The following is a 12,834-nucleotide window of genomic DNA, read 5'->3' on the forward strand; positions in this document are numbered from 1 at the left end:
CATTGCTGGCCGAACAACATCCCTCGGCCGACTACATATACTTAGTTGGTGGTAAGGCAGAACTATGCCACATGGTTTCCTGTTAATCGGAAGCCGACAGTTCAAGGTCGATGTTTGTCGCTCCCTCAGCGACGTCATACCGAACGCCAAACCGGTTATTCACTTTGATATTGCCCTGAATGTTCGAAGGAACGAGGTCGCCACTGTTGGCGTATGCTCTTACCGCCGGTCGATCTCGACTGTCTTCGATAACACAGTTTTCGAATGTGACGCCGCCGTAGTAGTGAGTACCCGCCAGAAAGGCCGGCCGAGGCAGGTGGACGGTGATCGGATATGGCGCCATTCGTTCCGGTCGAATGCGAGGGCTGATCACGTTGCCTCTCGCCACATCACGCCAGGTGCAGTTGATGAATCGCAAGTCGATCCGTTCCGCCGCTTTGTCGTAGATATACGCTCCCGCCTTAGCGGTGCGCTCGATCAGACAATCGACAAACTCGATCGTGCCGGTTGGTCCATCGTCCTTCAACGCGCCAATTGAAATGCCATAGGTGCCGCTGTTTTTCACGTGAACATTTTCAACGCGAATGGAGATCGGCTCCGTGTCACGGCTCATCTTGTTCAGGTAGATCAGCAGGCCATGCCCTTCGTTGTTGTCGAGCACCGTGTTGCGGACGACGATGTTTTCAAGCCGGTCGGTCGGCGCGTTCGGTTCGAAGTCGATGCCCGCTGCCGGAGCCGTGCCGCTCGTATTCTTGAATACCGAATCCTCGACGAGCATGTCGATGGCGCTGATGACGCTCATGCCCTGGCGATGATGGCCGTCGGCAATAACGTCTCGAATCACGATATTTTCGTTGTAGGGCTTAGCTGCCTCGCTTGCCCGGTCGGTGCCGAGAAAACGGACTGCGCCGCTGACGCCGAAGTAGATCCCGTCGCCTCCGCTGTTTTCGAGGCGTAGCCCTTCAATGGTCACGTTTCGGCAACTGAGGAACGATAGCGTGTGGCGCCATTCGGCCGGCTCATATTGCTCGGCATCCTGGTAATCATGTTTTCGCATTCGCAGGGTCGCCCCGTGACCGCGAAGCGTGATGTTTTCTTTGTTGTCCGCTCTGAAGAGGTTGTGACTTCGTCCTTGAAACTCGCCCGCCTTCGCTTCAACAATTGTGCCCGGTTCGAAGATGATCGTGATATCGCTGGGCAATCGGATTGGGCCCACGATCCACGGCCGACCCATATTGGGCACGGTCAATACGTCAGCGCCGGAATGAATGGCGGCATGAAGATATTGTGTTGCGTCTTCTTCATTAAAGCCCCACCAGCCGGCGTTGGCGTCATTCAGATTGCCCTCACGCACCAGCCGAACCTTGGCCGGGTCGGTCAGGTCGGTCGAGTCGGCCAGGAGGGACGTCTGCCACATCGGTCCCATGGTGATCAGAACCGCCAGTGCGGCGATCGTCATAAAAGTCTTGTCGCTGAAAGCGCGAAGTCTCATGTTGTTCCTTCTTTCTGTGATGGTCTAAAACGCCTAATGAATTGAGACCGGGTTAATGCCGTTGTTTGCGAGGCATGATCTGGATTTTCGTCACGTGGGGCGAACCACTAGGGCATGGAGAAAAAGTTTGCCCAGAACGGATCGGATCGCGCATCGAGATTGGTGAAAAAGTCCGGGTCCGGAATGTTTTCAACGTGCCCGTCCATGAAGACCGCATTGATCGTGTCGTTGGGATGCACCCAGTTAAAAAAGCCGCCGTTGGAGGCTTGGGGGTGGCGGATATAGGTCTGCTGTGCGACATCGGCGAACCAGCCCGTATTCGATAACGAGCCGAGCAGGGGTTCGACCGAGAAAGGGCTGGCGGCGTACCGCCACATCTGGCCGTAGCGGACGAAGATGTCATCGCCAGAACCATCACCAAAGCCAACGCCACGACTGACCGCCAGGCTGACGCGCTTCAGATCGGCATCGAAATCCGCCGGGCAATGCCAGACGTGGCCTGTCTCGTCGCGTTCAAATCGGCCGGCGGTTCCGAGATCGCGGCCGATGTAGACGTGCATGCGGTCATACCAGAAGTTTCCTCCATCGCTAACGGCCCTGACCGGCGCCATGTACTGGTTGAAATCTTCAACATACATCAGTGCTGCGATACCGGTCTGGCGGTGATTCGAAGCGCACTGAATGCGGTAGGCGGTCTGCCTCGCCGTACTTAGAGTCGGCAGGAGGATTGCAATCAGCAATATAATGATTGATATTACAACGAGTAATTCGATGAGTGTGAAGGCTGGTGCACGGTGAGCGCCGTGGCCATAATTCGAAGACGTCGTCCTGGGAGCGGGCGGTTGTGCGGCGGCATGTATCGTGGTTGCCATGATTGTTACTCTCGATGTTCGTCTCATGCTGACTGATGCAGGCCTGCTGTACTCATTTGATCGTCGTGACCTGTTGTGATGCACGATCATGGCAAAGCAACTGTCACGACACGGGTTCCTGCGTGTCAGATCGAGACAGGGCTGTGTCGATGACGGTTTCGTTCGACGGGTAGGCTGAGACGGTTTCACCTTGCACAAATGTGACAGGTGAGGTGGCGACCTGCGGAACGATTTCGTCGGAAACCAGGCTTGAGAGAACCTCGGCCGACCGGCGTCCGATCTGCGGCCAGTCGCAGACGACATGGTCAATCTCGTGGCCTGTCCAATACGAGGCCATTGGGTATACGCCGTAGTCCACGGTGACGATGCTTCGCTGCTTGCCGATGGATTCCCGGAAGATCGGGTCGGCGAACAGATAGGCCATGAATGTTGAATGCGTCATCACATACGCTTTGATGTCTGGGTGGCAAGGCTCGTAGTACTCCATCAGCAGCGAGCCGAGCTTTCGCCGATAGAGCGTCTTGATATCGAGGAAGTTGAAGGTCGGCTCGAATCGCGATCCGCGCTTGGCGTAGGCGGCGTTAAACGCTTCGATCCAGTTCTGGCTGTAGCCGCCGAGGATGTCGCTGCCGACCACGCCGTAGGACATGTGCCCCATTTCGGTTAATCGCCGGTCGATCAATTCGGCGGCTTGCATCAGATTGGGCTTGACGCTGTGGATGTTCTGTTTCGGCACGTCGCGTCCGGCAACCACGAGCGGCAGAATCTTGGAGGTGCGCACCACCAGCGGAACCTGCTGACTCTGCGGGTGCAGCCAAATCAACCCAGCCAGATCCCGCTCCCGTACCCGGTCAAGCCATTGGTCTTCGTTGGTGGGATACGGGTTGGTGTGCAGGACGCTGATGTGGCAATTCTGTTCGTCAGCCCACTTCGAGATGCCTTCAAAAACGGTCGACGTGTACCAGTGGGTGGTTGAGTTAGCCCACGATGGCGGAACGAACCCGATGGCTTTACCCTTGAGATTCGTCGCCGTCGAGATCAACGGCTGAAGGTACGTGCCTCGGCTCGGCCGACGGACCACGGCCTCTTGCTGTTGCAACAACTTCAATGCCCGGCGAATCGTATCTCGCGCGACCTTGTGCTCGGCCGCCAACGTGTGTTCGTCCGGCAGTCGCATCGGGCGTTTCAGCCCCGGGCGCTTGGCGATCATGTCGTTGGCAATCTGGATATAGCGGGGTAGCGTCGTCAAAGGGACTCCTACAATACGAAAGATAATGTATGTACACATTACACAATGTGATGCTTTCGTCAACGGCATTCTCGGATAATATGCAACAAAAACGCGATTAATGCCGTAGTATTATTGTAGACTTGGGCGATGTGCGATTTGATATGCATACAAAAATGTTTTGTATACCATACAGGTGCGGGATTGTACGACTACGGGTGCTCTGCAAGCGCCAACGTAGGTCGCGACGTGTGTTTAGAAGGCCATGATTGACCGGGGCTCAGGAATCCATCCAAATGCATTCGAATGCCGCCCGTTGCGACACCCTCTCGGCTCTGGTTCAGGCTCATTTCGACAAAGTGCTTGCCAGTGGGCTGGATTGCTATGGGCCGGACCACACCGCCATGTGGATGGCGAGTCTCGATACCGCCACCGGCCGGTATCCCATTGACGACACGCGCCCCGAGCACATCGGCAAGCGGGTGTACCGCAACATCGACGCTCCCAAAGGCTGTTCGTTGTACTGGGATCAGCCAGCCGTCGTCGCGGCGCATGCCCTTTCACGATGTGTGAACGACGAACGCTATGTCCGGGCCGCGGACGCCTATGTGCGCGATTTCCTGAAGCGGTGCGTCGCCTCGAACGGCATCTTTCTGTGGGGCAATCATTATTACTACGATGCCTTCCGCGACGTGGTGATGCGCTTCAAAAGCCGCGAAGACCCGATCCCTTGCGATCCGGAAAGCGAGTCCGGCGAACTGCACGAAATTCGCCCCATCGTCCCGGCGTGGGAGACGTTCTGGCGGGTAGATCCACACGCCACCGATCGAGCCATCCGCGCCGCGGCGGCGGGGCATCTGGTCAACGCGGATACTGGCGAGTTTGATCGTCACGCAGGTCGAACATCCGGCTGCGCATTTATCGAGCACGGTGCGACCATGATCGAATCGCTCGCATGGCTGTACGCCAAGACCGGCGACCCTGCCCTGCTTGAGCCGGCCCGGGCGATGGCCCGATTCAGCTTCGAACATCGCCACCCGAATACCGGGTTACTCGAAAACAATCCGACCGTCGACCGTTGGGACAAGACGACCTCGACCACTGAGGCAGGGCTTTGGGCCGGCTGTCTGGTGCGTGCCGCCGGCCTTGCGAACGAGCCGGCGTGGATCGACATGGCCGACGCGGCGCTGAGTGCCTGGTTGGCGGTGGGGTACGATGAAAATGCGGGCCGGTATTACGGCCGATTGCGTGTGGCCGATGGAACGCCGATTTTCGATCCGCCGCAGACGCCTTACGAGCCTGGCAATCACGCTGACTTATGGCGTCCCTTGTTCCCCGCCCACGACTACCCGATGCAATGCGCGGAGGCTGCTTTGTCGCTTTATCAGCTGACGAGCAAGCCGACCTATCGAACCGCATGCGAGCGTTGGCACGATATGATTGATCGCGAACTACCCGCCCGTAACGGCCAGGGCGGTTACGCTGAGCACTACGGCCGATGTCTTCATTTCCTGCTGGGATGCCATACCGTATTCGATGAGCCGGCATACCTGAAATTGGCTCATCGAATTGCGAACGAAGCGGTAACGGTTTTATTTGCCCAGAACATGTTCCGCAGTCACCCGGGAGAAGACCGCTATGACGCGGTCGATGGCGTAGGCTTCCTGCTGCTGGGCCTGTTATGGCTGGAGCGTGGCGAGGAAGTCGATGCGATGGGGCTCGGGTGGTAGGGCGACACAAGGGTTGCGTTTTGAGAACAGGTCGCTCTGAATTCGCATTAAGCCCTCGAAAATAAAGGGTAATACGTGCGACGCGCATAAAAAAGGGTCTCGACCGGGGAGGCGATCCGGTTCGAGACCCGATCCAGGGCAGGAAGGGGAGATTGGTCCGCCGCAGCTGCGCGGGCGGGTTGTCGATTCACCGGGACAAGCATCACATTCATCGCCAAGGAGGGCAAGCGGTCAGCGGAGGTTTTCTCGCCCCGCGCGTCGGTCACGCCGACTGTGACGATTGATCGGGCCAGGCGAGAGCGTCGCGCAACGTTGCTATACTCCCGCCATGTCGAAATGTGAGAAAATCGGGCTGTTCCCCGGCACTTTTGATCCGATCACCAACGGGCATCTGGACGTGATCCGCCGGGGGCAGGCGCTGTTTGATCGACTGGTCGTGGCGATCGGTCACAACCCGGCCAAGCGGCGGCTGTTCGACATGGACGAACGCCAGGCGATCATTGAACAGATCATCCGGGCCGAGTGTGACGATCATGTCGAGGTGGCGGTGTACCAGGGGTTGACGGTCGACTTCGCTCGCAGCATTAACGCGACCGCCATCGTGCGCGGGTTGCGGAATGTCAGCGATCTGAACTTCGAGTTTCAGCTTGCACTGACCAACCGTTCGATCGCGGACATCGAGACGGTGTTCATCATGACCGGCGAGACGTATGCGTTTGCCAGCTCAACGCTGATCAAGCAGATCGCGGCCGGCGGCGAGATCGACCGCCTCGGGAGACTGCTGCCGGCGGTGGTGATCGAACGGTTGAAGCAGAAGAAGCAGGAGCATGGCGGGACGCTGCCTTGGGCGCATGTGGATCATTTGAAAGATTAGAGGCATCAGGCATCAGGCATCAGGCATCAGGCATCAGATGTCAGGCAGGCATTAGCGAACAATCAATGGACTATCGCATCATCAGCATCGGCGTGCTCAGTGTGCACGAACTCTGGAATCGGCAGGGGGCAGCCCGGACGCCACACGCGACGACGACGCTCATCCGCAGCGGCGACCGCACGATTCTCGTCGACCCCGGCCTGCCGGGGCAGGTGATCGCAGCGCGGCTGTCCGAGCGGGCCGGCATCGAGCCGGAGGATGTGTCCGACGTCTTTCTGACCAACTTCCGCCCGGCGCATCGGATGGGGCTGCTCGCGTTTCCCAAGGCCCGGTGGATCGTGTCTGAGGCCGAGCGGGAGGCGATGGGCGCGGCGCTGGTCGAGCAGTTTCGCCAGGCCAGCGACGACGAATCGCGGGAGATGCTGCAACAGGAGATTGCGCTGCTCAAGCGATGCGTGGCTGCGCCGGACAAGGTGGCGGAGCATGTTGATCTGTTCCCCTTGCCGGGCTTTACGCCGGGCACTTGCGGGCTGCTGCTGAGCCAGACGCGGTCGACGACGCTGATCGCAGGCGACGCGGTGGCGACCATCGAGCACCTCGAACAAGGGCGCGTGCTCCGCGGGGCGTACGACACGCAGCAGGCCCAGGAGAGTCTGGTCGAAGCGATCGAGATCGCGGACGTGATCATCCCCGGCCACGACAACATCACACATAACCCGACCCGCCGATTCTAGAGCGGTTGGCATCGAGCCAGACCTTTCCCACTCCTACTCCTAATCCTAATCCAGGTTCCTAATCTGGTTTGGATTAAGAGTGGGAACCTGGATTAAGATTTAGAGTAGGAGGGTGGACGCAACCCGGACGGGGCACTGCGTTTAAAGAATGAGGCCGTTCGCTGACAGCCCCCTGTCAGTGAGCGGTCGACACCCGAACATTTACCGTCAAAAACACCTTGACAGCCTTGTGTGTTCGGCACATGATAGCCCTAACGGAACCCATTCACACGGAGGTTGTCATGCTCAGTCTGCACCGCATCGAAAAGCAATTTCACGCCGGGGAACACGAACGGCTGCTGCGGCAGGTGCTCGACAACGGCTTGCGTTTGCCGCTGCCGTTGCGGGTTCGGCTGTCGCAGGGGCGGGCGACGGCGATCGCGATGGGGCTGCGGCGGGTGGTGGAGCTGACGTATGGGCCGGGGCCGCTTAGCCGGGCGATGATCGCGGCGCTGTTGGCGGAGCAGTCGGCGTCGGGGGCGTTTCTGGCGGACGATCGGCCGGACCCGCTGGCGACGGCGGCGGCGGTGTCGGCGCTGGCGATGGTGCGGCGGGATCACCCGACCGCGGCGGGGCCGGAGGTCGACGAGGCCCATGACCGGGCGCTGGCGGCGCTGAGTGAGATGCAGGATGGCGACGGCCTGTTCCGGGCGGGGGACGACCGCAGCGATGCGGACCGGGCACGCAGCGCTGCGTTCGTGCTCTGGCTGCTCGCGGCCGACGCGGCGTTTCGCCAGAGCGTGCGGATGGCAGACGTTCGCAACTGGTTCGAGTCCCGGTTGTCACGCCTTGAAGCGACCACCGCGGAGCTGTATCAACTGGCCTGCCTCAGTCGGCCGATCGACCCGCCACGCACGCCCGCGCTGGCGGCGATCGCGGCGTGAGTGGGTGTCATACGACATAGGCTTGGGTTCGACGAAAGAAGCCCACGGCGTCACGCCGTGGGCTTCGTCGTTGGTGGGGTTGTCGGGTTGGTGGGGTTGTCGTTGGTGGTGGGTTACTTTTTCGCGCCGCGTTCGCGGGTTCGGCGTTTGAGCTCGGCTTCGATGAAGCCGTGGATGTCGCCGTCCATGACGGACTGCGGGTTGCCTTGCTCGTGGCTGGTGCGGTGGTCTTTCACGCGGTTGTCGTAGAAGACGTAGCTGCGGATTTGCGTGCCCCAGCCCATGTCGAGTTTGCCGCCGGCGGCCTCGAGTTGGGCGGCCTCGCGTTTCTGCTCTTCGAGCAGTTCGATCTTGGCGAGGAGGATGGCCATGGCCATGTTGCGGTTTTGCTGCTGGCTTTTGTGTACCGAGCAGACGACCTGCAAGCTGGTGGGCTTGTGGACGATTCGCACCGCCGAGGCGACCTTGTTCACGTTCTGCCCGCCGGGGCCGGAGCTGCGGGCGAAGGCGGTGATTTCCAGGTCGTTTTCGTCCAGTGTGATCGCGCCGGTGTCTTCGAACTCGGGGGTCACGTCGACGCTGGCGAAGCTGGTTTGTCGCTTGCCCTGGGCGTTGAACGGCGAGACGCGGGCGAGGCGGTGCGTGCCGCGTTCGGTGGAGAGATAGCCGTAGGCGAGCGGGCCTTTGACGTGGAGGGTGACGTCTTTGAGACCAGCCTCTTCGCCGTGGCTTTTGTCGACTTCGGTGACGTCCCAGCCCATGCGTTCGCAGTAGTAGAGGTACATGCGCATGAGCATTTCGGTCCAGTCCTGGGCTTCCGTGCCGCCTTCGCGGGCGTAGATGCTCAGGTAGCAGTTGCGCGCGTCATACTTGCCCGACAGCAGCGAGACGGTTTCGAGTCGGTCGAGTTCTTTTTGCAACTCGGGCAACTGCTGGGCGACTTCGTTGCGCGTGTCGGCATCGTCGGCTTCCTCGGCCATCTCCCACATGAGCAGCGCATCGTCGATCTTCTGCTGCGCCTTGCGCAACGGTTCGATCTGGGCCTTGACCGATTTCAGTTCGGTGACGACCTTGTTCGCCGCGTCGGGCTCGTTCCAGAACTCCGGCTGCTCCATCTGCTTTTCGAGCTCGGCCCGCCGGTTGGCCTTGTTGTCGTAGTCAAAGAGAGTCACGGATGCTTAACACCCGTGCCTTGAGATCCTCAAGCAGGTCGGCGACGCCTTCCGCTGCGAGGGGTGAATTGTTCGGGCTGTCAGTCATGGTGGCGTTCAATCGGTTAGGGCGTAAAAGTCAGGAGAAACCAAAGCCCACGGATGGCCATCCGTGGGCTTAATGGGAAACGTCAGTTTATTCTATCGCAGTTTCGACAGGTAGTCGGCGATCCGGTCCAGCCCCTTGTCGATCTGTTCGAGGCTGGTCGCGAAGCTGAGGCGGACGTGGTTCGGTGCGCCGAAGTCTTCGCCTGGCACGACGGCGACCTTGGCGTGCTCCAGCAGTGACTCGGCGAAGTCGGCGGCGCTGTTGATCGCCTTGCCCGCCGGGTCGGTCTTGCCGAACGCGGCTTCGGAGATATCGGGGAAGACATAGAACGCGCCGGTCGGCTTGGGGCAGCGGACGCCGGACAGCTCACTGATGCGCTGGTGCATGTGCGTGCCGCGCTGCTCGAAGGCTTGGCGCATGTTTTCGACTTCGTCCTGCGGGCCGGCGAGGGCGGCGGGGATCGCGGCGTAGCAGAAGCTGGTGATGTTGGAGGTCATTTGGCCCTGCATGGCGGCCATGGCTTTGATGAGGGCGGGGTCGGCGATGGTGAAGCCGATGCGCCAGCCGGTCATCGAGTAGGTTTTGCTGAGGCAGTTGAAGGTGACGGTTCGCTTGGCGAGCTGTTCGTTGAGGGAGGCGAAGCTGGTGGCGGTGGTGTCGCCGTAGACGAGGCGTTCGTAGATCTCGTCGGAGAAGACGATGACCTGCGGATGCTTGGCGATGACTTCGGCCAGCGCGGCGAGCTCGTCGCGGGTGTAGGTCGTGCCGGTGGGGTTGGAGGGGCTGGTGATGACGACGATTTTCGTGCGTTCGTTGATGGCGGCGGCGAGCTGGTCGGGTGTGATTTTGAAGTCGTTGCCGACCGAGCCGGGCACTTCGCGGACGACGGCACCTGCGAGCCGGGCCTGCTCGGGATAGCTGACCCAGTAGGGTGCGGGGAGGATGACTTCGTCGCCGGGGTTGATCAGGGCTTCGAAGGCGAGGTAGAGCGCGTGCTTGCCGCCGGCGGAGATGAGCACGTGTTCGGGGCCGAAGCTGTAGCCGAAGCGTTGGTTCATGTAGTCGGCGACGGCCTTGCGTGCGGCGGGCGTGCCGGGGGTGGGCTGGTACTTGGTGACGCCGTCGTCGAGGGCTTTTTTGGCGGCGTCTTTGATGTGCTCGGGCGTGTCGAAGTCCGGTTCGCCGGCGCCGAAGCCGACGACATCGATGCCCTCGGCTTTCATGGCTTTGCTCTTGGCGGTGACGGCGAGGGTGGCGGAGGGCTTGATGGCCTGCACACGGCTGGAAAGTTGCATCGGTCGGGTCCTTGCAGCGGGGGGAAATCAGCCGCACAGCGTAGCTGGCCCGTGCCATGCGGGCAACGCGGGGCTTTGCCCGGGGCGGTCGGCACTGGTATAAACGGGTTGTAGAAACGTCGGCCAAGCCAACTGTTTTAATCAGTGTACTCAACCCTCGAGGGAGCGTATCGACATGGATCAAGTTCGTCTGGGTGTCATCGGCTATGGGAACATGGGCCGATCGCATGTCAAGTATTTTGACCAGGTCAAGGGCCTGAAGTTCACCGCGGTCGCCGACCCCGACCCGAAGGAAACCGAGCTGCTCGTGAAAGAGCATGGCGTGAAGGCCTTTACGGACGGGTACGAGCTGATCAACTCCGGCGAGGTCGATGCGGTGCTCATCGCGACGCCGCACTACGACCACCCGCCGCTGACCCTGGCTGCTTTCGAGAAGGGCTTGCACGTGCTGTGCGAAAAGCCCATCGCAGTTACCGCCAAGGCTGCGCAGGAGACGATCGAGGCGCACAAGAAGCATCCGGAGCTGATCTACTGCGGGATGTTCAACCAGCGGACCAGCCCGACGTGGCGGGCCGTGAAACGCCTCATCGACGAAGGCGCGGTCGGCGAGTTGATCCGCGTCGGCTGGACGATCCAAGGTTGGTTCCGCACGCAGGCGTACTACGACTCGGGCGGGTGGCGTGCGACATGGAAAGGCGAAGGCGGCGGCGTGCTGATCAACCAGTGCCCGCACAACCTGGACCTGTTCTGCTGGTTCGTCGGGCAGCCGAAGCGCGTGACCGCAGCGCAAGTGGGCCTGGGCAAGTATCACCACATCGAAGTGGAAGACGAGGTCAACGCGCTGCTTGAGTTTGAAAACGGCGCGACGGGCACGTTTGTCACGTCGACGGCGGAATGCTCGGGCATCAATCGGCTGGAGATCGTGGGCGACAACGGCACGATCATCGCCGAGCCGGGCAAGCCGGTGCGACTGCTGCGCAACGGCACGCCGACGCGTGAGTTCCTGGCCACCAGTCCCGAGCGCTTCGCGACGCCGAGCAGGGACACGATCTCGATCGAGCCCGGTGAAAAAGACCCTGGCCATCGTGGGATCACGGAGAACTTCATCAACGCGATTCTGCATGGCGAGAAGCTGATCGCTCCGGCGGCCGAGGGCATCCTCGGGTTGGAGTTGGGCAACGCGATGTTGATGTCGGGTCTGAAGCATCAGCCGGTGGACCTGCCGACCGATCGCAACGCGTTTGAAGGCGTGTTGCAGGACCTGATCAAGAACTCGACGTTCAAGAAGCGCGAGGTGAAGAACACCGGCGCGGCAGACCTGGCGGGCACGTACTGATCCGTCAGGCATCGAGTAACAGAGACACAACTAGACCCGCGGATGTGCCATGTGCATCCGCGGGTTTTTTATTTGTTTGGCGTGAGGGGCAGTCGCTGTGCGGGCATGCGTTGTTCCTGGCCGATTCCGGGCCTAGAGTCAGGTGGGGAGTAAAGCGGGAGACGGGAGAAAGGCAGATCCATGGCGAACAAGTCCAAGAAGAAAACGAGCGAGAAGAAACAGCCGAAGCAGAAGCAGCAGCGTCAGCCGGGGCGTGAGTCGGCGATGACGCCTGAGCCGGAGGTGATTCGGGCGGACTATCGCGGCAGCGGCAAGCTGGAGGGGCGGACGGCGCTGATCACCGGCGGCGACAGCGGCATCGGCCGAGCGGTCGCGGTGGCGTTTGCGCGCGAAGGGGCGGACGTTGCCATCGTGTACCTGGAAGAAGACAAGGACGCGATGCAGACCGAACGGCTGGTCGAGGCCGAGGGGCAGGAGTGTTATGTCATCCGCGGGGATGTGCAGAAGGAAGCGTTCTGTCGGCGGGCCGTGGACGAAGCGGTCAGCGAACTGGGTCGGCTGGATGTGCTGGTGAACAACGCGGCGATGCAGTTTCCCACGCCGAACTTTGAAGACATCGACGCGAAGCAGTTGGAGACGACGTTTCGCACGAACATCTTCGCGATGTTTTACACGACGCGGGCTGCGCTGGGCGCGCTGAAGCGGCGGGAAGGCAGCGCGATCATCAACACGACTTCCGTGACGGCTTACCGTGGCAGCGGTTCGCTGGTGGACTACTCCGCAACGAAGGGCGCGATCGTGTCGTTTACGCGCTCGCTGGCGACGAACCTGGCGAAGGAAGGCGTACGGGTGAACGCGGTCGCGCCGGGGCCGATCTGGACGCCGTTAATTCCGTCGACGTTTCCGGAGGAGAAGGTTGAGAAGTTCGGCAGCGACACGCCGATGGGCCGAGCGGGCCACCCCAGCGAGTGCGCCCCGGCGTATGTGTACCTCGCCAGCGATGACAGCTCATACGTCACCGGGCAGGTGCTGCACGTCAACGGCGGAGAAATTGTTAATGGTTAGTTTCTAGTTTCGAGTTTCGAGTTTC

12 protein-coding genes are annotated in these 12,834 nt (G+C 60.7%); 7 read left to right on the forward strand and 5 right to left on the reverse strand.

Features of this window, described 5'->3' with window-relative positions:
- Positions 1-82 precede the first annotated feature (82 nt).
- Positions 83-1,057, reverse strand: a complete 975-nt coding sequence (locus ACERK3_04950; protein ID MFA9477638.1) for a right-handed parallel beta-helix repeat-containing protein — start codon at positions 1,055-1,057, stop codon at positions 83-85.
- Here ACERK3_04950 and ACERK3_04955 point away from each other — a divergent pair.
- The gene (locus ACERK3_04955) at positions 1,001-1,537 is read left to right on the forward strand and encodes a hypothetical protein (protein MFA9477639.1); all 537 of its coding nucleotides are present in this window, start codon (positions 1,001-1,003) and stop codon (positions 1,535-1,537) included. The genes ACERK3_04950 and ACERK3_04955 overlap by 57 nt on opposite strands.
- A gap of 62 nt (positions 1,538-1,599) precedes the next feature.
- Here ACERK3_04955 and ACERK3_04960 read toward each other — a convergent pair whose 3' ends face one another.
- Positions 1,600-2,232 (reverse strand): hypothetical protein, encoded by a 633-nt coding sequence (locus ACERK3_04960; GenBank protein ID MFA9477640.1) that lies wholly within the window; start codon positions 2,230-2,232, stop codon positions 1,600-1,602.
- 235 nt (positions 2,233-2,467) lie between these two features.
- Complete coding sequence (locus ACERK3_04965; protein ID MFA9477641.1) at positions 2,468-3,613, reverse strand: GntR family transcriptional regulator; 1,146 nt, start codon at positions 3,611-3,613, stop codon at positions 2,468-2,470.
- Positions 3,614-3,888: 275 nt separating this feature from the next.
- On the opposite strand from ACERK3_04965, the gene ACERK3_04970 reads away from it, so the two are divergent.
- The 4 genes from ACERK3_04970 to ACERK3_04985 all read left to right on the forward strand — a co-directional run bounded on the left by ACERK3_04970 (position 3,889) and on the right by ACERK3_04985 (position 7,853).
- A complete protein-coding gene (locus ACERK3_04970) occupies positions 3,889-5,322 on the forward strand; it encodes a hypothetical protein (protein ID MFA9477642.1) in 1,434 nt (477 codons plus the stop codon).
- 328 nt (positions 5,323-5,650) lie between these two features.
- Positions 5,651-6,196, forward strand: a complete 546-nt coding sequence (coaD, locus tag ACERK3_04975) for a pantetheine-phosphate adenylyltransferase (protein ID MFA9477643.1) — start codon at positions 5,651-5,653, stop codon at positions 6,194-6,196.
- Positions 6,197-6,261: 65 nt separating this feature from the next.
- Positions 6,262-6,930: an MBL fold metallo-hydrolase gene (locus tag ACERK3_04980; protein ID MFA9477644.1), complete on the forward strand. Its 669-nt coding sequence runs from the start codon at positions 6,262-6,264 to the stop codon at positions 6,928-6,930.
- 281 nt (positions 6,931-7,211) lie between these two features.
- Positions 7,212-7,853, forward strand: a complete 642-nt coding sequence (locus ACERK3_04985) for a hypothetical protein (GenBank protein ID MFA9477645.1) — start codon at positions 7,212-7,214, stop codon at positions 7,851-7,853.
- Positions 7,854-7,966: 113 nt separating this feature from the next.
- On the opposite strand, the gene prfB is transcribed toward ACERK3_04985, so the two are convergent.
- A protein-coding gene (gene prfB, locus ACERK3_04990) for a peptide chain release factor 2 (protein MFA9477646.1) occupies positions 7,967-9,113 on the reverse strand; the annotation gives its coding sequence in 2 pieces (ribosomal slippage) (positions 7,967-9,013 and positions 9,015-9,113; 1,146 coding nt in all).
- Positions 9,114-9,205: 92 nt separating this feature from the next.
- On the reverse strand, positions 9,206-10,408 hold the full coding sequence (locus ACERK3_04995) for a pyridoxal phosphate-dependent aminotransferase (protein ID MFA9477647.1): 1,203 nt from the start codon (positions 10,406-10,408) through the stop codon (positions 9,206-9,208).
- 175 nt (positions 10,409-10,583) lie between these two features.
- Between ACERK3_04995 and ACERK3_05000 the strand changes: the two genes are divergently transcribed.
- Entirely contained in the window at positions 10,584-11,744 is a 1,161-nt protein-coding gene (locus ACERK3_05000; GenBank protein ID MFA9477648.1) for a Gfo/Idh/MocA family protein, read from the forward strand.
- Positions 11,745-11,924: 180 nt separating this feature from the next.
- The gene (locus ACERK3_05005) at positions 11,925-12,809 is read left to right on the forward strand and encodes an SDR family oxidoreductase (protein MFA9477649.1); all 885 of its coding nucleotides are present in this window, start codon (positions 11,925-11,927) and stop codon (positions 12,807-12,809) included.
- Positions 12,810-12,834: the final 25 nt, after the last annotated feature.

It is taken from the genome of Phycisphaerales bacterium AB-hyl4 (assembly GCA_041821185.1).
Lineage (GTDB): Bacteria > Planctomycetota > Phycisphaerae > Phycisphaerales > Phycisphaeraceae > Natronomicrosphaera > Natronomicrosphaera hydrolytica.